Annotated in this window: 20 protein-coding genes and 1 pseudogene; 13 read left to right on the top strand and 8 right to left on the bottom strand. The window is 65.0% G+C overall.

The window, feature by feature from the left end; all coding sequences use genetic code 11:
- Positions 1-5: 5 nt before the first annotated feature.
- The 4 genes from ACG33_RS07670 (at position 6) to ACG33_RS07685 (ending at position 8,565) form a co-directional block, all read left to right on the top strand.
- Positions 6-752 carry a maleate cis-trans isomerase family protein gene (locus ACG33_RS07670; protein ID WP_066920098.1) on the top strand — a complete coding sequence of 249 codons (747 nt, stop codon included), beginning with the start codon at positions 6-8 and terminating at the stop codon, positions 750-752.
- Positions 753-924: 172 nt separating this feature from the next.
- Positions 925-2,241, top strand: coding sequence for an aminotransferase class I/II-fold pyridoxal phosphate-dependent enzyme (locus ACG33_RS07675; RefSeq protein WP_083536567.1), 1,317 nt, complete (start codon positions 925-927; stop codon positions 2,239-2,241).
- Between the two features lie 80 nt (positions 2,242-2,321).
- Positions 2,322-5,000, top strand: coding sequence for a PD-(D/E)XK nuclease family protein (locus tag ACG33_RS07680; RefSeq protein ID WP_066920100.1), 2,679 nt, complete (start codon positions 2,322-2,324; stop codon positions 4,998-5,000).
- Entirely contained in the window at positions 4,993-8,565 is a 3,573-nt protein-coding gene (locus tag ACG33_RS07685; RefSeq protein ID WP_066920101.1) for a UvrD-helicase domain-containing protein, read from the top strand. Before ACG33_RS07680 ends, ACG33_RS07685 begins: the two co-directional genes overlap by 8 nt.
- Positions 8,566-8,573: 8 nt before the next feature.
- Here ACG33_RS07685 and ACG33_RS07690 read toward each other — a convergent pair whose 3' ends face one another.
- From ACG33_RS07690 to gspG, 8 genes are all read right to left on the bottom strand, one after another.
- Positions 8,574-9,392: a type II secretion system protein N gene (locus ACG33_RS07690; RefSeq protein WP_066920102.1), complete on the bottom strand. Its 819-nt coding sequence runs from the start codon at positions 9,390-9,392 to the stop codon at positions 8,574-8,576.
- Positions 9,393-9,460: 68 nt separating this feature from the next.
- A complete protein-coding gene (gene gspM / locus ACG33_RS07695) occupies positions 9,461-9,964 on the bottom strand; it encodes a type II secretion system protein GspM (RefSeq protein ID WP_066920104.1) in 504 nt (167 codons plus the stop codon).
- Positions 9,961-11,373 (bottom strand): type II secretion system protein GspL, encoded by a 1,413-nt coding sequence (gene gspL, locus ACG33_RS07700; RefSeq protein WP_157071706.1) that lies wholly within the window; start codon positions 11,371-11,373, stop codon positions 9,961-9,963. The genes gspM and gspL overlap by 4 nt, the downstream gene beginning before the upstream one ends.
- A gap of 96 nt (positions 11,374-11,469) precedes the next feature.
- Positions 11,470-12,426, bottom strand: coding sequence for a type II secretion system minor pseudopilin GspK (gene gspK / locus ACG33_RS07705; RefSeq protein WP_066920108.1), 957 nt, complete (start codon positions 12,424-12,426; stop codon positions 11,470-11,472).
- Positions 12,423-13,037: a type II secretion system minor pseudopilin GspJ gene (gene gspJ, locus ACG33_RS07710; protein WP_083536574.1), complete on the bottom strand. Its 615-nt coding sequence runs from the start codon at positions 13,035-13,037 to the stop codon at positions 12,423-12,425. The genes gspK and gspJ overlap by 4 nt, the downstream gene beginning before the upstream one ends.
- Positions 13,034-13,666 (bottom strand): type II secretion system minor pseudopilin GspI, encoded by a 633-nt coding sequence (gspI, locus tag ACG33_RS07715; protein WP_066920114.1) that lies wholly within the window; start codon positions 13,664-13,666, stop codon positions 13,034-13,036. The genes gspJ and gspI overlap by 4 nt, the downstream gene beginning before the upstream one ends.
- Positions 13,653-14,333: a type II secretion system minor pseudopilin GspH gene (gene gspH, locus ACG33_RS07720; protein WP_168160044.1), complete on the bottom strand. Its 681-nt coding sequence runs from the start codon at positions 14,331-14,333 to the stop codon at positions 13,653-13,655. Before gspH ends, gspI begins: the two co-directional genes overlap by 14 nt.
- A gap of 34 nt (positions 14,334-14,367) precedes the next feature.
- Complete coding sequence (gene gspG / locus ACG33_RS07725) at positions 14,368-14,847, bottom strand: type II secretion system major pseudopilin GspG (RefSeq protein WP_083536580.1); 480 nt, start codon at positions 14,845-14,847, stop codon at positions 14,368-14,370.
- Between the two features lie 150 nt (positions 14,848-14,997).
- Between gspG and rrtA the strand changes: the two genes are divergently transcribed.
- The 9 genes and pseudogenes from rrtA to tmk all read left to right on the top strand — a co-directional run.
- Positions 14,998-15,657 (top strand): rhombosortase, encoded by a 660-nt coding sequence (rrtA, locus tag ACG33_RS07730; protein ID WP_168160045.1) that lies wholly within the window; start codon positions 14,998-15,000, stop codon positions 15,655-15,657.
- Positions 15,658-15,713: 56 nt separating this feature from the next.
- Entirely contained in the window at positions 15,714-16,661 is a 948-nt protein-coding gene (gene fabD, locus ACG33_RS07735; protein ID WP_066920118.1) for an ACP S-malonyltransferase, read from the top strand.
- Positions 16,658-17,410: a 3-oxoacyl-ACP reductase FabG gene (gene fabG, locus ACG33_RS07740; RefSeq protein ID WP_066920120.1), complete on the top strand. Its 753-nt coding sequence runs from the start codon at positions 16,658-16,660 to the stop codon at positions 17,408-17,410. Before fabD ends, fabG begins: the two co-directional genes overlap by 4 nt.
- A 150-nt stretch (positions 17,411-17,560) precedes the next feature.
- Entirely contained in the window at positions 17,561-17,803 is a 243-nt protein-coding gene (gene acpP, locus ACG33_RS07745) for an acyl carrier protein (RefSeq protein ID WP_066920125.1), read from the top strand.
- Between the two features lie 217 nt (positions 17,804-18,020).
- Positions 18,021-19,265: a beta-ketoacyl-ACP synthase II gene (fabF, locus tag ACG33_RS07750; protein ID WP_066920127.1), complete on the top strand. Its 1,245-nt coding sequence runs from the start codon at positions 18,021-18,023 to the stop codon at positions 19,263-19,265.
- A gap of 30 nt (positions 19,266-19,295) precedes the next feature.
- Positions 19,296-20,768 carry an aminodeoxychorismate synthase component I gene (locus ACG33_RS07755; protein ID WP_237392708.1) on the top strand — a complete coding sequence of 491 codons (1,473 nt, stop codon included), beginning with the start codon at positions 19,296-19,298 and terminating at the stop codon, positions 20,766-20,768.
- The gene (gene pabC / locus ACG33_RS07760) at positions 20,765-21,583 is read left to right on the top strand and encodes an aminodeoxychorismate lyase (protein ID WP_066920129.1); all 819 of its coding nucleotides are present in this window, start codon (positions 20,765-20,767) and stop codon (positions 21,581-21,583) included. Before ACG33_RS07755 ends, pabC begins: the two co-directional genes overlap by 4 nt.
- Positions 21,577-22,602 carry an endolytic transglycosylase MltG gene (mltG, locus tag ACG33_RS07765; protein ID WP_210399220.1) on the top strand — a complete coding sequence of 342 codons (1,026 nt, stop codon included), beginning with the start codon at positions 21,577-21,579 and terminating at the stop codon, positions 22,600-22,602. Before pabC ends, mltG begins: the two co-directional genes overlap by 7 nt.
- Positions 22,599-23,240: pseudogene (gene tmk / locus ACG33_RS07770) on the top strand (dTMP kinase); the annotation flags it as partial. The gene mltG and the pseudogene tmk, both read left to right, overlap by 4 nt.
- Positions 23,241-23,256: the final 16 nt, after the last annotated feature.

A 23,256-nucleotide genomic window follows, 5' to 3' on the forward strand; every position in this document is an offset into this window, starting at 1 on the left:
CCCTCATGCCCGACGCACTGGCACCGCGCCTCAAACTTGGAGTAATTTCCCCGGCGACGAATACGATCGTACAGCCCGAATACGACGCCATGCGACCGTCGGGCGTCAGCAACCAAATGACGCGGGTGATGATCCCGGACACCCCTGTGGGGACTCAGAACGAATTCGAAGCCATGCTGGGACAGGTCCGCGGTTCGATCGAGGCGGCGCTTGACACCGTCATGGCCTGTTTGCCCGGCGTCATCGTGATGGGCATGGCCGCGGAAACATTCTGGGAGGGCTCCATGGATGCCGCGGCGCTGCGCAACCACCTGGAAGCGCGTGCCGGCGTGAAGGTGGTGCTGGGCGTGCAGGCCGCCATCGCCGCGATTCAGCGTTATGGCGGCATCCGGCGCATCAGCCTGATCACTCCCTACATGCCTCCGGGGGATGCCCAAGTCCGCCGTGCTTTCACCGATGCGGGTTTCGAGGTCATCAACCTGCTGGGCCTGAAATCCAACAGCCCGCTGCTGATGTCGCACGAACCTCCCGAGCGCCTGCGCCGCGCGGTGCGCGAAGTGGATGACGGCAATGTCGAACTGATCCTGCAGATGGGTACGAACCTGGCGTTCGCCCGCATCGCCGACGAGGCGGAACGCTGGCTCGACAAGCCGGTGCTGGCCGTGAACACCTGCACCTACTGGCATGCGCTGCGCGGTTGCGGCATCGATGAGCGCATGGAAGGCTTCGGCTCGCTGTTGCGGGAACATTGAGTCGCGGGAGCCGCCGATCTGGGAAGACGGCCAATTCGGGAAGACGGTGGGAATACACCTTGCTGCAGGCGCCGAGCTGTGATCAGGTGCAGTTCTACGGGCATGCATTCTGTTATCTTTACATGTGATCTCCCGACCCGGCCGGCTTTAGCCTTACCCAAGCAGTTTTCCCATGCGCACCATCCGCCCCAGTTCCAGCCTCGCCAACGTAAAGTACGAGATCCGTGGAGACCTGGCGCGGCGCGCCAACGAAATGGAGCGCTTGGGTTACGACATCGTGCCGCTCAACATCGGTAATCCAGGCGTCTTCGGCTTCCGGACCCCGGAGACCATGCGCCTGGCCATGATCGAGAATCTCAAGGCCAGCGAGGCCTATTCCCACCAAAAAGGTATTTTTCCCGCTCGCGAAGCCATCGTGATGCAGCAGCAAAGCCGCGGTGTCCGCGGTGTCACGGTGGATGAGGTCTTCATGGGCAACGGCGTGAGCGAGTTGATCGATCTGGTGCTGCGCGCCCTGTTGTCCACGGATGACGAGGTGCTGGTGCCCAGTCCGGACTACCCCCTGTGGACTGCCGCTGTGAACCTGAATCGCGGCCGGGCGGTGCATTATTCCTGCCGCCCGGAGAACGGCTTCCAGCCCGATCCTCAGGAGATGGAATCATTGATCACCAGCCGCACGCGGGCGATCGTGGTCATCAACCCCAACAATCCGACCGGCGCGGTGTATTCGCGCGCCGTCCTGGAGGGCATCGCACAACTGGCGGAGCGCCATCATCTGGTGGTGTTCAGCGACGAGATCTACGACCAGATCCTGTACGACGACGCCGAATTCATCCCGATGGCGACGCTGGTGCAAGATACCCTGTGCGCAACCCTGTCCGGCCTGTCGAAGGTGTACCGGGCCTGCGGCTATCGCGTGGGCTGGGCGGCGTTTTCCGGGGACGTGGAACCGGCGCGCGAATACCTGGCAGCCCTGGACAAATTGTCCTCGCTGCGCCTGTGCAGCAATGTTCCGGGCCAGTGGGCGGTACAGACCGCGCTCGGCGGCTACCAGAGCATCCATGAGCTCACGCGGCCCGGAGGGCGGCTGTTCCAATCCCGCCAGGCCATCCTGGAGGGTGTCCGCAACAGCAAGTACCTGCAGATACATACGCCCATGGGCGCCATCTATGGTTTCGTCGGTGTCAAGGAAGGCGTATTGCCGGATTTCGACGACCAGCGCTTCGCCATGGATCTGCTGGAACACAAACATGTGCTGATCGCGCCGGGAACCAGTTTCAATGCGCCCTACAAGACGCATTTCCGCATCACCAACCTGCCGGATGCAGAGGTGATTGCCGAGGTGTTCCAGCGCATGGAGGAGGTTTGCGACAGCTACCTGTCGGACCGCCGGCTGCCAACCCAGACGGAGACGACCCAGCCAGAGACGGCCCAAACGGCGGATCGACGCGCCGAACCTCGGGCGGAACTGAAAGTCGTCGCCAAATAGGCCCGATCATGGGCGCACCGGCGAACGAGCGGTGTGCTGCCGTGCCGCCGGCGGCATCGTTCCCTGCCGGTGCGGCTACGATGCCCCCGAAGATAGCGTCGGTGACGATCCTGGCCGCCAGCCGCCGGCTGGCACATGCCCTGGTCCAGGACCATGCCCGGCGTGCCGTGGCCGCGGGACAGCTCGTCTGGCGTACACCACGCATCCTGCATTGGTCTACCTGGCTGCGCCAACAATGGCTCGAAAGACGCGCGCTCGGGCAGCATCCGGCACTACGGCTGTTGACACCGGCCCAGGCCCGGGTGATCTGGAGCGATGTGGTCGGCGCCAGCGAACCCGGGGCAGGGCTGCTGACGCCCGCCGGTGCCGCCAGACTCGCGGCCCGCAGCTGGCAATACATGCAGGAATATCTGCTCCCCCTGGAGGATTTGTCGCAGGCCGACGGCGCGGAGGCCCAGGCATTGGCGCATTGGTGTGCAGGCTTCCAGGCGCGTTGCCGATCCATGAATGCCCTGGACGAAGCAGACCTGCTGTACTGGGCTCACGAGCAGGCACTGCTGCCCCATGAGCCGGTGGCGCTGGTCGGCTTCGATGTCGTGCCGCCGGCATTGCGGCGTCTATTCGATCGATGGCGGGCGCATGGCAAGCTCCTCGAGGCGGATGAGACGGCGTTCGAGGAGCGCGGGCAGGTCGCCGTGGTCACCGCCCGTGAACGCGAGCATGAACTCGAACTCGCCGCCCGTTGGGCGCGCGCGCATTGGCAACAGGGTGTGCGCCGTATCGGCATCGTCATTCCGGACCTGCAGGCCCGGCGGGCGGCGGTGCGGCGTGTGTTCGAGGACGTGTTCGCGCCGGGCCGACGGGCGGTAGGACAGGACCCGCAGAGTTCGGCGGTAACGATCGCGGCTGCGCAGCCGCTGACGGACTATCCGCTGGTCGAGGCCGCCATGCAGGTGCTGCAGTTCGTCTTGCCCGGCCGTTCCAGCGTGCATGCCGGACGCCTGCTGCGATCGCCCTTCCTGGGCAGCGCCGAAGGCGAGCAGGACCGGCGCGCCCTTGCCGATGGCCGGCTGCGCCAGGAGCGGCGCGAATGTTGGGACTGGTTCGAACTGGAACGCTGGGCGGGCGTGACGCAGTGCGAACGGCTGCAGCACCACGCTCGCGAAGTCTGCACCCGGTTGCGCGGGGAAACCTCCGCCGCGCCGCCCAGTCGATGGGCGGAACGTTTTCATGGCTGGCTGAAGGCGGCAGGGTGGCCGGGCGAGCGCACGCTCAGCGGTGTGGAACACCAGACACGGAATAAGTTCCATGCGGCGCTGGCGGAATTCGGCACTTTCGATGCGGTACATACCCTTCTTGGGCTACCGGCCGCGCTGGCGCGCCTGCAGGAGTTGCTGGGCGAGACGGCGTTCGAGCCTGAGACGCCGCCGGGCGTGGTCACCGTGATCGACCCGACGACCGTTACCGGGATGCGCTTCGATGCTCTGTGGGTGGCGGGACTGGATGCGGGTTCATTCCCGGGCCCTGTCAGCCCCGATCCTCTGATTCCATTGTCGATACAACAAAACGCAGGTATGCCCGGAGCATGTGCCGAGGAGGTCATGCGGCAGGCCAGACGACGGCTGTCCGGCTGGGTCGGTTGCGCTGCGCAGGTCGTGCTGAGCTGGCCCCGGCAGGAGGCGGAGGCTGTACTGCGCCCCAGCGCACTGCTGGCGCCCTGGGCGCCTGCCGACGGCGCTCAGGAAGTCGCGCCGCTCGCCGGGGTACGCGCCTGGCACCGCAGCCTGTTCGCGCATCGGCCCCGGATGGAGACATTCGAGGATGATCGAGCGCCGATGCTGGCGGACAGCGCCGCGCGCGGCGGTGCCCGAACGCTCGAGCTGCAATCCAGTTGTCCGTTTCGGGCACAGGCGGAACTGCGCCTGGGCGCGACGGCCTTGGCGCGGATCGGCCTGGGGATCGAGCCGATGGATCGCGGCACGATCCTGCACCGGGTACTCGCCGAGGTATGGAAATCGCTGGGCACCCAGGCGACGCTGCACTCACTGGCGCAGGAACAGCTGCAGGCACAGGTGCGAGCGGCGGCGCAGCGGCATGTCGCGCGGGCGCTGCGGCCGGCGTTGCGATATCGCGCCCGTCTGGCGGCATTGGAGACCGAGCATGTCATCGGGCAGGTGCTGCGCCTGCTGGAACTGGAGAAACTGCGCGCACCCTTTGGTATTCGCGTCGCCGAAGCCTCCGAACCCTACATGATCGGCGGCCTGGCGATCACCCTGCAGCCCGATCGGATCGATGAACTGGGCGAGGGCGGGCAACTGCTGATCGACTACAAGCTCGGCACTGCACACCAGCCGCGCCAATGGCTGGATACCTGGCCCGGCCGTCCGCAACGTCCTCAGCTGCCTCTATACGCGCTGGCGCACCAGGATTCCTTGCGCGCCCTGGCGTTTATCGTGCTGGCGCCGGGAACGGTGGAATATCGCGGCTGGAGCGACGGCACCGCGGTGGGACCGGGTGTGGATGCGTATCCGCAGGGCATACGCCCGGATGAAACCGTGTCCGATTGGCCCGCGCTGCTGGCGCACTGGCGATCGACGTTGACGCAGCTGGCGCGCGCCTATGTCGCCGGGGAAGCCGCGGTGGATCCCTTGCCGTACGCGTGCACCTGGTGCCATCTGAGCACGATGTGCCGCATCCACGAGCATGCCCCGGCATTCACCGGGGAGGATGCGCCGAGCGAGTGGCGCGACGATGAGTAGCGACGCAGACGCACGCCGCCAGGCGCTGGATCCGGCGCGCTCATTCATCGTGCAGGCGCCGGCCGGCTCCGGCAAGACGGAGTTGTTGACACAACGCTACCTGCGCCTGCTCACCACCGTACAGCATCCCGAACAAATCCTGGCCATTACGTTCACGCGCAAGGCTGCTGCGGAGATGCGCAATCGTATCCTGCAGGCGCTGCATGGCGCGGACGGGCCGGCACCTCCCGAGGAGCACAAGCGTACGACCTGGACCTTGGCCGCGGCGGTGAAAAAACAGGATCGCCGGCATGGCTGGCAACTTGCGGATCATCCCTCGCGCCTGCGCATCCAGACGATCGACGCGCTCAATGCCGGCCTGGCGCGGCGCCTGCCGGTGCTGTCCGGCACCGGGGCCGCGCTGGAGCCCGCCGAGGATACCCATCCCTTGTACGAGGCGGCGGTCGCTCGACTCATCGAACGTCTCGGTGACGGATCGGCCGAGTCGGCCTGCCTGGAAACGTTGGTGATCCATCTGGGCAATCGCGTCGACCGGCTCGATAAACTGCTGCGCGATCTGCTGGCCAAGCGGGATCAATGGCTGCATCCCATCATGAACGCGGCGGCGCACGATGATCTGCGCGGCATGTTGGAGCAAACGCTGTCGGATCTGATCGAACGCCACCTGACGCAATTGTGCGCCGAACTGCCGGCCCCGCTGCGCGCCGAGGTGTGGGTCCTGACGAGCTATGCCGCCGCGAATCTGTTGCGGGGTGCCGACCTGCCGCCCGGGCGGCGCGCGCTGTTCGAAGCCTGTGTGGAAAACAGTGCGAGCGGCGCGACGGCCCTGGAAGCGCGCGGCGAGTGCCTGCAGGCGTGGCTGGCCGTCACGGAAGTATTCCTGCGCAAGGAAGGCCAGGTCTACAAATCGGTCAACGTCAGGCAGGGCTTTCCGCCGCAGGATACCGCGATGAAATCGCGCATGCGCGAGACGCTCGCCGCGCTGGCCGAGAATGCCGACCTGTGCGCATATCTTGCGCTGCTGCGCGAGTTGCCCGCGCCGCACTACTCGACCGGGCAATGGCGCGTTCTACAGGCCTTGCTCACGGTGCTGCCGCTTGCGGTGGCCGAACTGCAACTGGTGTTTCAGGCGCAAGGCAAGGCCGATTACCTGGAAAACGCGCTGCGGGCACTGCGGGCGCTGGGTACGAACGAGGCGCCGACCGACCTGGCGCTGGCCTTCGACTACCGGCTGCAGCATCTGCTCATCGACGAATGCCAGGATACCTCGTTTGCGCAGTTCGATCTGCTGGAACGCTTGACGGCGGGCTGGACGCCGGGCGACGGGCGCACACTATTCTGTGTCGGCGATCCCATGCAGTCGATTTATCGCTTTCGCCAGGCCGAAGTAGGATTGTTTTTACAACTGCGCCGCCAGGGACTGCGCACGGTGCAACTCGAGCCGCTGCGGCTCACGGCGAATTTTCGCTCGCTGCGCCCGCTGGTGGAATGGGTCAACCAGGTCTTTCCTTCAGTACTGTCGCCGCGGGATGATCCGGAGCAGGGTGCCGTCAAATACAGTCCCAGCGAGGCGGTACGCGGAGCATATCCTTCCAGCGAGGCGGTACGCGGAGCGGCTGATGCCAATATCGCGATACACAGCGGCGACGCCGAACCCGCCGATCAGGCTCAAAACGGAAATTCGGCTCTGACATCGGCGGGCCTGGCACCGAACCAGGATGGATCGCCGGAGGCGGACACGTTGCCGGTCGGCGTGCATGTACATGCGGCGCTCGATGAGGATGCTTCGGCGCAGGCGCTGCGCGTAGTGCATATCGTGCGCGAGGCACGGCGGCTCGATCCGGCGGGAAGCATCGCCGTTCTGGTGATGGCGCGCCCGCACGTACAGCAGATCGCCGCCGCGCTGAGCGCCGCCTCGATCGATTTCCAGGCCATCGAGATCGAACTGCTGAGATCCCGGCCGGTGGTACAGGATCTGATTGCGCTGACGCGCGCGCTGGTGCATCCGGCCGATCGCACCGCCTGGCTGGCCGTGCTGCGTGCGCCATGGTGTGGCTTGAGCCTGGCCGACCTGCATGCCCTGGTCGGCATGGATCGGAAACACACGATCAATGAACTGCTGGCACAAGCGCAGCTGGAGAATGGCTGGCCGGAAGCGCTCGGCACCCAGGGTCGCATACGCATCGGCCGGGTTCATGCGGTGTTGCGCACCGCCTTGCATGAACGTGGCCGCGTTTCTCTGCGCGACTGGGTCGAGCGCACCTGGAACTCCCTGGGTGGACCGGCTTGCCTGCAGCGCGAGCAGGATCTGGACGATGCGCAAGCCTTCCTGGAACGCCTGGAACAAATCGAGGTGGCTGGCGACCTGGCGGACGTGGCGCGGCTCGAAGAGCAGTTGGAGCGCCTGTTCGCACGCCCGCGCGGCGAGCAGGAAGCGCAGCAGGCGGGCCCGGTGCCGGGACCGGCAGGCATCGAACTCATGACCATCCACAAGGCGAAGGGCCTGGAGTTCGACACGGTGATTCTGCCGGAACTGCATCGCCGGATGCGTAACGAGGACCAGGAGCTGTTGCGCTGGACCCGCGTACCCGGCCACGGCGGCATCGTATTCGCGCCGCTCAAAGCGCAAGATGCCGAGGTGGATCCGATGTATCGCTGGGTCGAGCGGCTGGAACGTCAGCGCGGCTCGTGTGAACGGGCGCGACTGCTGTATGTGGCGGCGACCCGCGCCCGACGCGCGCTGCATTTGCTGGGCAGCGTGCGTTCGAGGCAGGACGACTCGGGAGTGCGCCTGGTCGAGCCGCGCGAGGGCTCGATGCTGCGCATGCTGTGGGGCGCATTGCGGCCTCGCTTCGAGGAGCTGACATCGGCATCGCCGGTGGCGCTGCCGCCGGTGCCGCCGGCGTCCGGAAGGATATTGCGGCGTTTGCCTCTGTCCTGGCAGGCGCCTGCCGCGGATAGCGCCGTGCCCGCGCAGCCCCCACCGCTTGCCGGCATCGATGCCTCGGCGCCGGATTTCGATTGGGTGACGGAAACAGCGCGCCATGTGGGAACGCTGGTACATCGCGAGTTGGAGCGTCTGGTGCGTAACGGCCTTGCGGTGGCCGGTGGCGCCGTACCGGCCGACGCCGCGCCGCGCCTGGCAACCGAGCTGGCCGAACTGGGTGTGCCGCCGCAGCGCTGCGAAGCGGCCGTCCTGCGCGTGTTCGAAGCTATCGAGAATATCTTGTCGGATGCCCGGGGCTGCTGGCTGCTGGGTATCGGCGAGCCGATCCAGGAGGCGGAATCGGAGCTCGCGCTCAGCGGGGTGGTGAACGGCCGCGTCGTCTCCAGTGTCATCGATCGCAGCTTTGTCGACGCCCGGGGGATACGCTGGATCGTCGACTTCAAGACCAGCACGCACGAGGGCGGGCAGCTTGCATGGTTCCTGGATTCGGAGGTAGAGCGTTATCGTCCGCAACTGCGGCGTTACGTCCAGCTGATGCGCTGCCTGCATCCGGCGCAGCCGGTACGTGCAGCCTTGTATTTTCCCCTGCTACGCCAATGGCGTGAAGTCGAAGTATAGGCAGCCTGTCAGAAGCTGCCCTCGAGGGAGAAGGGCCGGCGGCCCTGCGCATCCGCCGGACCCAGAAACTGCAACGCCTGGACGATCTCGCTCGAGGCTTCGGGGCGCGGTGTGACGAGTCCTTCGATGATATAGCTGCGATCGGCCCGCAGCTGCACGCTGCCTGTCACCTGCAGCGGACCGCCGGTGTCGATGAGCGTGCCGGCCGGCACCGCGGCTCGTGTGCTGTCCGCGGCGGGCGCGAAATCGACCCGATAGCTGCCGAGCCTGAGCGGCCTGCCCGCTGAACCGCCCATCGATCCGCCCACCCATCCGCCCACCCATCCGCTGAGCGCCACGGCATCGAGCCGGCCGGCCGCCTGGATCGGCCAGCCCCGCTCCAGGCGCAGATCGGCAAACTTGAGATCGAGCGTACCGTTCCAGCCGCCCATCGACGGTATCGCCGACAGCGCATTCAACGGCAGGGAGGCAGTGAGATCGGTGACGCGCAGCCGGCCTTGCCGGCCGGCGGTTACCGTGGCCTGCGCAAAACCATCGGCACGGTTGAGGGTCAGGTCCGCACGCAGGCGCGCGCCCAGCAGTGCTGTCGGGTGCAGTCGCCATTCGAGCCGCCCCAGTCGCGCTTCCTGCCATTGCAGGTTCTCGGCGCGCCCATGCCAGAGCGTACCCGATATGCCCTCCAGGCGTGTCTGAGCGGGCGCAAGCCATCCCAGCGCCAGGCGCGCGGGCAGGGTGAGCAGCGCAAACAGGAGGAAGGCACCGCCGCCCAGCAGGACGAAGGGCATGATGCGGCAGCCAGACGCTTCCGTGCCGAAGAGCTTCTTCATGGCGGCCCGCCGCAGACCTGGGTACGACGGAACGCCCCGCTCGGAGGTAAGGCCGGCGAGTACATCGATCAGCTGCCTGCGCGTGTGAGCACCAGGCTCGCGTTGACATATCCAGGATTGCCGCTGCGATCGATCGTCGCAGACTCGACATTGATGGCATACCGCTGCTGCAGATCCCCCAGGCAGGCCACCAGCGTGTCGAATTCCGCGGCCTCCAGCCTGACGCGAATACCGGTCTCGCCGTCGGGCGTCTGGCCGGTGAGTGCGGTGCCCAGGCCGCATTCGCGGGCGGTACGATCGACCAGTACGACCAGCGAATCCGTGGCGGCGTGCTCCGCGGCGGGGGCGCCGGCATTCAGCGCCAGCATCTCCGGGCCGATGCCGCGCATCCAGGCCAGATCGGCTTCCTTCCGGACGACCCGTTCGCTGCGCGATTTCACGGCATCGTGGAAGGGCGCAAGCGCCAGCGTATAGAGCGCGAGCAGCACGGCCAGGACGACGCCGACACCGATGAATAGCTGCTCGCGCGCTTGCAAGGAATGAAATCGGTCCTTGAGCTGCTGCAGATTCATACGCCCGGATTCCTGAGTTGCAGCCGGCCCTCGAACTTGGAATCACGGGGATTGGCCGATTCGATCTTGGCGCTGACGCCGCGTTCGCCGGCCACCTGGCGAATACGATCCAGCGTCTCCACGGACGGGACCAGCACTCGCAGATCGGTGATCTGGTCCCGATAGGACAAGGCTTCGATGTTCGTCCCGGGCGCTTCCGCCAAGGCTTCGCCCAGGGCCGCCAGGGTCGCCATCATGCCCTGTGCGACATTGCCGCCGCGCAGCTGGGCCAGGCGAGCCTCCACCCGCCTGCGCGCCTGGTCCGCCGCCGGCACCGGCGTGCCGGGCATGAGCTGCTGATAGATCGCGGTGATCTGCGTATCCAGGCGTGCTTCGGCAGCGCGGTCATGCATGTACTGCCAGGATTTTGCGCCCAGGTGCAGGGCGGCAAACACCAACGCCAGTGCGGCGGCATGGCGCCAGGGGGCGAACGATATGTTCAGTCGTGTACGGACCTGATAGGGGCCCTGCAGCAGGTTGACCGCCGTACCTTGCACGATCTGCGCAGCCAGCATCGGCAGCGGGCCCTGCGGCAGCAGTTTCAGCTGCAGGCTGGCAGTGAATTCACGCAGTCCCTCCAGCAGCTCACGCTCCCGTTGGTAGTCCTCCTCGCCGACGTAGATCGTGACGTGCTCACGTGTTTCCTCGCCGGAGGCGAGCGCCAACTGCAAGGCTTCGATCAACGGCTCGACCTCGAGTACCACGGCGGGCGCGAGCGGACGCTTCAGGTACACGCATAGTTCGTGGATCAGCACCGTGACGCCGTTGGGTGTCGGCGGCAGCGCCTCGGTCTCCGCGTAGATCGCGTTCGGATGCAGTCCGGCGGCGGCCAGCGCGGCCTGCCATGCCTGCATGGCCGGGTGCGTAACGATAGCGACCGGCGTGCCGCGTGACGCCGTACGCCGAGGTCCGAGCGCCGCGCCTGCGGCGAGGCGGCCGATGGCGAAGTGCTGATCCTCGAGATCGCCGGCCAGCTGTTCCTCGAGCGCGAAGGGTACGATCTGCGCCAGTTTTGCTCCGCTGCGCGGCGGCAGCACCGGCTCGACAAGCAGCACCTGCGTACCCGGAACGAGCACGATCAGGCGGCGTGCGGGGGTCTGTGCCGCGGCGGCCAGCGACAGCGGACCCGAGCATACGGCGTCACGCGCCACGCCGTCGCCGTCGACGATGAGCCACTCCGCCAGGTAGCTGATCGGATCGGCGGGCGGTACGGCGCCGCCGTCCTGACCGGCTGCCGGCTGGAGCGGCGTATCCGCGCCCTGGGTGCCGGGAGTGTTCCTGTTGCCGGGGCGCAATCGAACGACTAGAAATTCCGGCATCAGCATCCTGTCCGGGTCGACGGCGGCGGCGAAGTTTCGAGGGGCGAGCACATGCCTATTCGGATTCTCTGTCCTGGAGCGTCCATCCGCGATGCCTGGCTGGGGGGGGGGGGGTACCTGAATGTCGGATCGGGGTATCGGGTCAGGTCAGGGTGTACCGGCGCTTCTGAGTATGGGGCGCACCAGATTCGTGCCTTCGTTGCGGTACAACAGACTGTACAGCGTGTACCGGGTAGTTCCAATAGTGACCCAGAGGGTGGCGCGAAACCAGGCGCTTTTCTCGTCGATCGAGGCTTCCAGGGTTTCCTTCTGTCGCGCGTTCAGGCCGCTGAGGCGCTGCTGAAAGTCCCGTCTGTCCGGGAAGCAGCGCTGCTTGCGCATTTCCGCAGTGTTCTCGCGTGCGAGGGTATACTCCGTCTGTCCGTCGATCAATGCATCCAATACCTCGGGTGAGGCCGTGCATAGGTTGATTCGAGTGCCGACGGGCAGCGCCGTTACGAACGGCTCCAGCCGCCGATAGCGCTCCGGCCCGAACCCGGCGATGGCCAGCAGTTCGCTCACCCGTGTGATGGGCATGTTAGCCGTGCGATAGGGCGGCGTCAGTCCGGTATAGGCCGAATCCTCCGCGCCGGCAGGAAAGCCCTCCTCGATGTCGGAGTCGATCCAATCGGCGATGATTGCCGCCCATTTTTCCTCGAGATCCAGCAGCTCCAGCAAACGGCTGAAACGCTCCAGCGCTGCCGTGTCGACCCGCAGCGTGCCATCCTGCAGTGTCACCAGATTATTGAGATTGAAGCGTCCTTGCATATCCTCCAACTGTCCCTGGAATTCACCATCCTCGATCGGAATGGGCGGAATCGGTGTCGCCCATTCCTCGGTGAAGTCATCGGTTTTGCTTCGCTGCCCGTCGCGCTTGAGTACGTCGGCTGCCCAGGCCTCCCCGCCGAGTGCGATCTGTAAACCCTGATCCAGAGCAAAGGCGGTCGCCGTGCGCCGCTGGTCCAGGTATCCCTTGAAGCCGACGCTTACGGCCAGGATGGTCGCCAGCGCCACGATCAGCACGGCGGTGATGAGTGCGACCCCGCGCTGTCGGCTGCGCCTCATCCCGGCACCTCGATCAGCCGGATGATCCGGCCCCAGTCCGCAAGCTCCAGGGTGATCTCCACGGCGATCGGCCGCAGGCGCGGCGCATCGGATGCGGAATAGCCCGCCGGCGGCCATTGGGCATGCCAGTTGCGATTGGCGTCCAGAAAGCGCAGCTTGAGTTCCTTCACCTGATCCAGGAGTACGACGCCGACCGGCTCGATCGCCAAGGTACGATCCAGCACCACCCAATATTCGCGGCGCAGCGTCTCGTCTTCGAGCTGATAGGCCACCCGTTGCAGGGTGGAGCGCGGTATACCGGCAGGGTTGCTCCAGCCGGCGCGGGTGAAATCCGCGATACGTGTCCCACCGCCCTCGGCACGCAAGGCTGGTTCGATGGCCTCGCCCAGAGGCTCACGCACCGGACGGGGTTCGAGCATGGAAAAATCCAGACTCAGGCGCTGCACGGCGCGCTGCACCGCGCGCGTGCGTGCGGCGCCGGCCTCGGCGATCCCGCTTTGCTTGACCAGTTCGTTGTAGCCGCTCAGCGCCAGCGTGCCCACGACCGTGAAGATCGCGACGGCAACGAGCACCTCCAGCAAGGTAAAACCGCTCGGGCACCGGCGCATCATTGTCCGTCCTGCGCCGGGTCCATGGGCGGCTCCACGGGATCTCCGGTCTGCGGCGACGGTACCTGCCCGGGCGCCGGCTCCTCGGCTTCATCCGCATCGAGGGCCAGTGCGTCCCGCCAGGAGACCAGCGTCGTTCCCGATGGCGCGATCGCCGTTCCGTAGAAGCCGATGACGGACGTCATGCGCACCGTCTCGCCGGCCTCGGCGAGCCGTACGCCGACATCGATCCGCCGGACGCTGTCCACCGGCGTCTGGGTGACTTCCATGGTCCAGCGCCAGCGCCGCCCGGCCATCTCCACCTCACCGGAGGTCTTGTCGATCTTCGGCGCGGTACGCTGCAGCCGGACTTCCGTCAACCGATTCAAGGCCACCCAATGGGCAATCGTCTTGTCGCGCAGATAGCTGCCATTGCCGGCGGTCTGGCCGACGGCCTGGATGACGCCCAGCATGCCCAGGGAAACGATGATCAGTGCAGCCAGGACCTCGATGAGAGTGAAGGCGCGCTGGCGGTTTCCCGCCGGTGCGGACGCGGCTCGGCGGATAGTGCGGGAAAGGCGGGGAGTACGGTGCCAGAGGGTGTTCGGTCCGCCGCTTCGTACCGCATCATGATACGGCTTAGCGGCGCGCATCGGATACCACTCTCTGATCCTCGGCAGACCGGGACTCGCCGGGGCGGGTTGGGGTGGGGCGGGTGTGGGCGACCGGAATCCAGTCGCGCTGGGATTCCCGGCGCTCGATCCGCAGATCGTTGTCGGCCTGTGCCACGAAGCGCCACAGGGCTTCGGCGGCATCGCGCTCCAGGCGCAGTTCGAACGGCATGACTTCGCCGCTGGACAGCACCAGGATCTGGGGCGGCCATCGCTGATGTTCGTCCTTCCGGCCGCGATCGACGGGTGCGGGCTTCAGCACGATCTCGCGCGCATCCACCCATAGCCGGAAGCGCAGACCTTCCGGCAGACCGCGGGGCGCATACAAGCGATCGTCCGTGATGGGGATCCAGTCCGACTCGCGCGGCTCGTGGCGCAGGAATTCATATCCGGTGGCCGAGACGAACAAGCCGAGATCCACGCCCTGCAGTTCGGCTTCCTCACGTATTTGCTGCAGCACTGCCCAGAAACGCCGGGTTTCGTCCTCGGCCTGACGATCGCGCCCCAGCACCCCGACCGCCAGGGTCGCGGCTGCCACGATCACACCGATGATGACCACGACGACCAGAATCTCCAGCAAGGTGAAGCCGCGGGAAAAACGCGGCGCCGTGGCGCCCGGCAGCCGCAGCCGGTTCACCGGGCGTATCACCGGGTCATCCTCACTGCCGCACGCTCCTTGCCCCTTATTGCGTCGCCCAATTACCCCGATCGGCATTGATTCCTTCGCCGCCTTCCTGAGCATCGGCGCCGAGGGTGTAAAGATCATATTCACCGCCGCGGCTACCGGGATTTGCATAGATATAGTCGTTTCCCCAGGGGTCCTGGCGCAGGCCTCCGCTGAGATAGCCGCCCTGTTTCCAGTTGCGCACCGTCGGATCGTTGGGCTGAGTCACCAACGCCTGCAAACCCTGCTCCGTGGTGGGATACTTGAAGTTGTCCATGCGGTATAGATTCAGGGCAGTCTCGAAGGCTTGGAGATCCTGCTTCACTTTCGCGATCTGCGCATCGTCGATGCGCCGCATCACGTTCGGCGCGACCAGCGCTGCGAGGATTCCCAGGATGACCACGACGACCATGATTTCGATCAAGGTAAAACCTGCAGAACGGACGCCTGGGCGACCGGTGCCCGAGCGGATCGGAAAGGCAGTGTGCGCACGAATCATGTCAGCATTCCTGGGATCGAGATGGCGAGCCCCGCGCTCCCGCGCCGCGACTCGGACGAAGGCTGCAGCGAAGGGGTGGCATCCATTGGCCTGCGCAGATCGGGCCCGGGCAGGTTCATGGGCGCGCCGGATCATAACAAAGCCCCATGCATGATGAATGAAGGTATCGCCCCATCTTCCCAGCGGCGCTTCACTGCTCCTGCCGGTATTCCGCCAGGCGCAAGCCGCCCCCGGCAGTCGGCCTGGCTGCTTGGACTGTTGTTCGTCATTCTGGTTCTACCGGCTTGGTGTGGCGAGGCAGGGCGAGCGGCGCTGCGCTACGAACGCGCCGCCGTTCTGACCGGCGACTACTGGCGTCTGCTGACGGCCCATCTGATTCATGGCGATGGGCGCCATCTGGCGCTCAACCTGACGGGCCTGGGGCTGCTGGCCATGCTGTTCCCCCGCGCATACAGCGCGCGCGAATGGGGTCTGATCATGCTGGCAAGCATGGCAGTCATAGATCTCGGCTTTGTCTTTTTGGAGCCACAGTTGCACTGGTATCTGGGTTTTTCCGGGATCCTGCATGGTGGATTGGCAGCCGGCGCACTGGCCTGGTGGCGCCAGGACTCCAGGGCATCGGCACTGGCATTGACCTTGATCCTGCTCTCCAAGCTGTTCTGGGAGCAGCTTGGCGGAGGACTTCCCTTGTCCGGAGACCTGCCGGTGGTCGTGGAGGCGCATTTGTATGGCGCGATCGGCGGTGGACTGGGCGCAACACTTTTACGACTGCGCACGCAAGACTGGTGGTGCCAGTCGCGATCGTTATAATCGCGCGCCCTGTGCCATGCAGCCGGCCGGACAGCTCAGAGCCTGATGAGAACAGAATGACGCTTGCTTTCGTATTCCCTGGACAGGGTTCGCAATCCATCGGCATGCTGGCCAGCCTGGCAGCGGTGGAGCCGCTGGTGCAGGAAACCTTTGCCGAAGCCTCCGAGGTGCTGGGCTACGATCTGTGGGCCCTGTGCCAACAGGGGCCGGCGGAACTGCTGGCCAGTACCGAGCGCACCCAGCCGGCCATGCTGGCCGCAGGCGTCGCGACTTGGCGGGCCTGGCGCAGGCATGGCGGTGCTCTCCCTGAGGCCATGGCTGGACACAGTCTGGGCGAATACACGGCGCTGGTGTGCTCAGGTGCCCTGGATTTCCGTACTGCCGTGGCGCTGGTGCAATTTCGCGGCTGGGCCATGCAGCAAGCCGTTCCGGCCGGGCAGGGCGCGATCGCCGCGATCCTGGGGCTGGACGATGCGCAGGTGGAGGCGGCCTGTGCCGAGGCGGCGCAAGGCGAAGTGGTCCAGGCGGCGAATTTCAATGCACCCGGACAGGTGGTGATTGCCGGAGCGAAGGCGGCCGTGGAGCGTGCCATCGAGGCGCTCAAGGCACGGGGCGCGAAGCGGGCCATCAAGCTGCCGGTCAGCGTACCGGTGCATACCGCGCTGATGGAGCCGGCGGCGCAACAGCTTGCCGAACGGCTGCGTGACACGGACTTTGCGGCATCCGAGGTGCGGGACCTCTATACTGTCGACGTGCGTCGCCACGGCGACGCCAACAGTATCCGGCAGTCGCTGGTGGAGCAGGTGGTCAAGCCGGTGCGCTGGACCCAGACGATCCAGGCGATACTTGCCGCCGGCGCGCGGACCATCGTGGAATGCGGGCCGGGCAAGGTACTGACCGGATTGAACCGGCGCATCGACAAGAACAAGGAAATCGCCATGCTGGCAATCGAGGATCCGGAATCGCTGCAGCAGGCGCTGGAAATGTGCAGGAGCAATGCATGAGCGAGGCGGTCCTGGCTCAAGACATCGCGCTGGTCACCGGCGCTTCACGCGGCATCGGCCGTGAGATTGCCGCCGAACTGGCGCGCCGCGGTGCGGTTGTAATCGGTACCGCCACCAGCGAAGCCGGCGCGCAGGCCATCACCCAATGGCTCTCGGCGATGGGTGCGCGAGGCCGCGGATTGGTGTTGAATGTCACACAGTCGCAGTCGGTCGATACCCTGCTCAAGCAGATCGAAGGCGCGGAAGGCGCCCCCACCATCCTGGTCAACAATGCCGGCATCACGCGCGACAACTTGTTGTTGCGCATGAAGGACGAGGATTGGGATGAGCTCATCAATACGAATCTGGCATCTGTTTTTCGTCTCTCCAAGGGTGTCCTGCGCGGCATGATGAAGGCGCGTCGCGGCCGCATCGTCAGTATTGCCTCCGTGGTCGGCGTCATGGGCAATGCCGGACAGACCAATTACGCCGCCGCCAAGGCAGGCATCATCGGTTTTTCGAAATCCCTGGCGCGCGAAGTCGGTTCACGCGGGATCACGGTCAACGTGGTTGCCCCGGGCTTCATCGCCACCGACATGACGGCAAGCCTGCCGCCCGAACAGCAGGCGCAGTTGACCGGCCAGATCGCGCTGGGCCGCCTGGGTGCTCCCGCGGATATCGCACATGCCGTCGCATTTCTCGTTTCGCCGCAGGCCGGATATATCACCGGCGAAACCCTGCACGTCAACGGCGGCATGTACATGATTTGATTCGAGCCGGTGTGAGCGAGCCAACTTCGCATATATGTTGGCCGTAACACATTGTTAACTTAGAATACGCCCGCCGTGCGGTCCGCCCAACGAGTACGAGGGTCGGTCTTTGCGAAGGGTTCAGCAGCCTCACAGAGGACTTGTATACCAATGAGCAGTATCGAACAGCAAGTTAAAGCCATCGTCGCCGAGCAGTTGGGGGTGAAGGAGGAAGAAGTCACCAACGATGCTTCCTTCGTCGATGACCTCGGCGCGGACTCGCTCGACACCGTCGAGCTGGTCATGGCGTTGGAGGAGGAGTTCGAGACCGAGATCCCCGACGAGGATGCGGAAAAGATCACCACCGTTCAGCAGGCGATCGATTACATCACCGAGCGTCGTAACCAGGCCTGAGCGCCTGGAGGTTCCCGAGCGGCTCTGGGTTCATATCCAGGTTGTCGGGGACTGAAGTTCAGGGTCATAAGGGCGAAATCGGGCGGCTTCGGGGGTATCCCCGAAGCTGTTTCGAGGCCTACCGGGCCGCGCGCTTTTTCCACCCGACATTGTCACCGGCCAGGGAAGGCGGGCTGACTTCTCGTCCGCCGTTCTCGCAGCTATCCGAGGTATTCGCTTGTCAAAGCGACGCGTCGTCATCACCGGTCTTGGCATCATCTCACCTGTCGGCAGCACGATCGATACGGCATGGGCGAACGTACTCGAAGGCAAGAGCGGCATCGTGCCCATCACCCGCTTCGATGCCAGTGCATTCCCGGTGCGTTTCCACGGCGCAGTGACCGGTTTCGAGCCCGAGAAATATCTGCCGCCGAAAGAGCTGCGCAAAATGGATCCGTTCATGTATTACGGTTATGCGGCAGCCGCGGATGCCATCAGTGACTCCGGAATCGAGGTGACACCGGAAAATGCGGCACGCATCGGTGTTGCCATGGGCGCAGGCATCGGCGGTCTGGATACCATCGAACATAGCTACGAAAAATATATCGAGACCCGCAGCCCGAAGAAAATATCTCCGTTTTTCGTGCCGAGCAGCATCATCAACATGATCTCCGGTCACATCTCGATCAATTACAAGCTCACCGGGCCGAATCTCGCTACCGTGACGGCCTGCACGACCTCCACACATGCGATCGGCCTGGCCATGCGGCTGATCCAGTACGGCGATGCGGACGTGATGATCGCCGGCGCCGGAGAAATGGCGACGACGCCGCTGGGCCTGGGCAGCTTCTGTCAGGCACGCGCTTTATCCATGCGCAACGAGGATCCGCAGCGCGCCAGCCGTCCCTGGGATCGCGATCGTGACGGCTTCGTACTATCGGATGGTGCCGGAGCGGTATTGCTCGAATCCTATGAACATGCCAAGGCGCGCGGCGCGAGAATCTATGCGGAGATCATCGGCTTCGGCATGAGCGGGGATGCGCATCACATCACTGCGCCGCCGGAAAACGGCGAAGGTGCGCGCCTGGCGATGGCGAATGCGATCAAGGACGCGCAGCTGAATCCCCAGGACATCCAGTATGTGAACGCACATGCGACTTCGACGGAACTGGGTGATCTGGCCGAAACCATCGCCATGAAGCGCTGCTTCGGCGCGCACTCCGCGGACCTGGCGGTCAGTTCCACGAAATCCATGACGGGCCATCTGCTAGGCGCCGCCGGCGCGGTGGAAGCGATCTTTTCGATTCTGGCCATCCGCGATCAGGTGGTTCCGCCGACCATCAATCTGGACAATCCCAGCGAGGACTGTGATTTAGACTATGTACCGCAAACCGCACGGCCCATGCCGGTTCGGGCGGCATTATCGAATTCCTTCGGTTTCGGCGGGACGAACGGCAGTCTGGTGTTCCGCGCGATCGACTGACCTCGTACGCTGCCGCCTGGCCTGAGCGTCGTGGCTGCTCCCATCATCGAGGCGGTGATGCCGGATGCCGCCGAGCTGCTGGCTTTGCATGCACTCTGGCCGCACCGTTACCCGGCCTTGCTTGAAAGCGCAGCGCCGGGCGAACCGCTGGGCCGCTACGACATCCTGTTTGCCTGTCCGAGCGGACGCCTCAACCTGTCACAGGACGGACGGTTGGCATGGAGCGGCGGCGGCGGCCATACGCTTACCGTTGATCGGACAATAAACACACTCCAGGCGCCTGCGTTCGGTACCTTTCTGCCGGCGCTGGACCGGTGGTGGCGCAGCAACCGGCCCGCCGTGCAGCCCGGAGCTCATGCGCCAGGCATGTCCGCGGCGGATCCATCGCCATCGTCGCTGCCGTTCACCGGCGGCTGGCTACTTTATCTGGGCTATGAACTGGCCGGCCAGATCGAGCCGGGATCATATCCGCGTGCCGCCGCGGGGCCTGTCGCCCAGGCCATCCGCGTCCCGGCCGCGATCATCCATGAGCACGCCACGCACAGAACCTGGATCGTAGCGGAGCAAAGCGCGGCCGGATGCGTATCCCGGATTCGCCGGGATCTCGCCTGCGTCACGCCGCTGCCGGCGCCGCCGCGCGCGCTGCTCGACGAGGACATCGAGGAGGATCCGCCCGAGCATTATTTGCGCATGGTGGAGCGCGCACTGGCATATATCGCCGCGGGAGAGATCTATCAGGCGAATCTGTCGCGCTGCTGGCGCGCGCGGCTGCGCGCGGGCACCGAAGCTCACCACGTATATCAGCGTCTGCGCCGGACGAATCCCGGACCCTTCAATGCGATTGCGATGATCGATGAAATGGCGGTGATCAGCTCCTCGCCGGAGCGGCTGGTGGAAGTGCGGGCCGGGCAGGTATCGACCCGGCCGATTGCCGGCACTCGGCCTCGCGGGCCGAATCCGGCGGCGGATACAGCGCTGCTGCGCGAACTGCGGGAACATCCCAAGGAACGCGCCGAACATATCATGTTGATCGACCTGGAGCGCAACGACCTGGGACGCATCTGTCAGCCCGGGACCGTGCGGGTGGACGAGTACATGAGCATCGAATCCTATACTCACGTGCACCACATCGTGTCCAATGTCCGCGGCCGTCTGCGGGAAGACGTATCGCCGGGGGAAGTGCTGGCAGCGGTGTTTCCGGGCGGTACGATTACAGGTTGCCCCAAGGTGCGCTGCATGGAGATCATTGGTGAATTGGAGCAGCAGGCACGCGGCGCCTATACCGGATCGCTGGGTTACTTGAATCTGGATGGCAGCATGGACCTGAATATACTCATTCGCTCTTTGCAGCTGTACGGCGATACCGTATCGCTGCGGGCCGGCGCGGGTATCGTTGCCGATTCGATTCCCATGCGTGAACTGGAAGAGACTCGCGCCAAGGCGCACGGCGTATTGCGTGCGCTTGCAGAAGCACCGGACCTGCCGAGGAAGAGCGGTACATGAGCGCAGCGATCCTGATCGATGGGCAGCCGCCGCTGGAGGAGGCGCGGGCATTGCATGCATCTGAACGCGGTTTTCACTACGGGGACGGGGTGTTCGAAACTGCGCTGGTCCGCGATGAAAGGGTCCGCTTCCTGGATGATCATTTGTCGCGCCTGGCGCATGGCTGCAAGAGCTTGAACATCCAAGCTCCGCGTCGCGCCGTATTGCAGGCGGATATCGCACGGCTCAGCACCGGCTGCGCCATGGGCATACTCAAAATCATCGTTTCCCGCGGTGCCGGCACACGCGGCTATCGTCCGGATGCGCATGCCGGCGAACCCACGCGCTTCGTAGCGATGTATCCGGCGCTGCCCCGCGCGCCGGCACGCCCAATCCGTTTACGCTGGTGTGAAACCCGGCTGAGCCGCAATGCACGTCTGGCGGGGATCAAGCATCTCAATCGCCTGGAGCAGGTGCTGGCGCAAGCGGAGTGGCGCGATGATCGTATTGCTGAAGGCTTGATGCTGGATACCGAGGGTGAATTGGTGAGCGGCACTGCGAGCAACATATTTCTGTTGCGCGATGGGATGCTGGCGACACCGGATCTGCGTTTCTGTGGCGTACAGGGTGTCATGCGAGCACAGGTGATCCGCGCCGCAGCCGGCCTGGGGATCGCAGTGGTCGAGGAGCCGCTATGGCCGCATGATCTGGAACAGGCCAGCGAGGTATTCGTGACCAATGCCGTACGCGGCATTCGGCCGGTACAGGCGCTGGGAAATCTGCGCTGGAGTGAAACGACCGTGGCGTGCAGACTCAAGAAGGTGTTGGAATGCTGATGCGCCTGCTGTTGCGCACTCTGGGCGCGCTGCTGCTGCTGGCTCTGATCGCCGCCGCATTCCTGAGTGCATGGAGCTATCAATGGTTGCGCTCGCCGATCGCCGGATTGCAGCAGGCGACGACGATCGAAGTGACCAAGGGTTCGAGCCTGCGGGCAGTCGCGGCATCTTTGCATGCACAGGGGCTGCTCGATCAACCGTATATCTGGGTTGCCTGGGCGCGCTTGGCGGGCGACGCGCAGGGAATCAAGGCGGGAGAGTATTTACTGCAGCCCGGATTGACGCCTGCGGAACTGCTGGAACTGCTCCATTCGGGACAGGTCGTGCTGCATGCGGTCACTTTCGTGGAGGGTTCCACGTTCGGCGATATCCGCAAGGTCTTGCTTGCGAATCCGTCGATCGACACAGAATATGCGCATCTTCCGGATGAACGGATCATGCAGGCTCTGGGTGTTCCCGAACTGCATCCTGAAGGACAGTTTTTTCCGGATACGTATCATTTCGCACGCGGCACCCGCGACCTGGATATCCTGGCGATGGCGCACCGGCGACTGCAGCAGGAACTCGAGGCGGCATGGCGCGCGCGCGCGCCGGACCTGCCGCTGGCCGGTGCCTACGAGGCATTGATCCTGGCATCGATCATCGAGAAGGAAACCGCGCTGGACAGCGAACGTGGCCGAATTGCCGGCGTGTTCCTGGAGCGCCTGCGCCGTGGCATGCGCCTGCAGACTGATCCCACCGTGATCTATGGCATGCTGGAGGCCTACGACGGCAACCTGCGGCGGGCCGATCTGACGCGCGATACGCCCTACAATACCTATACACGAGCCGGTCTGCCGCCGACGCCGATCGCCATGCCGAGTTTGCAGTCGTTGCATGCGGCAGTGCAGCCGGAGATATCAAATGCGCTGTTTTTCGTCGCTACGGGCGAAGGTGACGGCAGTCATTATTTCTCGGCGACACTTGCCGAACACAACGAGGCGGTCAGGCGCTATTTGCGCAGGCTGCGCCAGCGATGAAGACTGCATCAACGACGCACGGAAGGTTCATCACGCTCGAAGGCGGGGAGGGTGTCGGCAAGTCCACCCAGATCGCCACGCTGCGCGATCTGATCGCCGCGCACGGCTTCGAGGTGGTGACGACCCGCGAACCCGGCGGGACGCATCGTGCCGAACGCATCCGCGAACTGTTGCTGGAAACCTCGGAAGAATCCATGCCGGCGAGTTGTGAGTTGTTGCTGCTGTTCGCTGCACGGGCCACGCATCTCGAAAACCTGATCCGGCCCGCGCTGGCCCGAGGCGCCTGGGTGGTCTGTGACCGCTATACCGATGCCACCTATGCTTATCAGGGGGGCGGCCGCGGTGTCGATCCGGGGCAAATCGCCGCCCTCGAGTCCTTCATACAGGGAGATGTACGGCCGCATCTCACCATACTGCTCGACGCGCCCGTGGAACTCGGTGCCGCGCGAGCGCGCGCTCGCAATGAGGCGCAAGGCGGCAGCGATCGTTTCGAGCGGGAACAGCAAGCGTTTTTCGAACGGGTTCGCCGCTGCTACCTTCAGCGTGCCCAGGACGAGCCCGATCGCTTCCTGGTAGTGGATGCCAGCCTCGCACGCGAGGCTGTGACGCGCCAGATCGAGGCCGGCCTCATTGCCCGGCTATTGGCCCCCGCCT

It is taken from the genome of Steroidobacter denitrificans, from assembly GCF_001579945.1.
GTDB lineage: Bacteria > Pseudomonadota > Gammaproteobacteria > Steroidobacterales > Steroidobacteraceae > Steroidobacter > Steroidobacter denitrificans.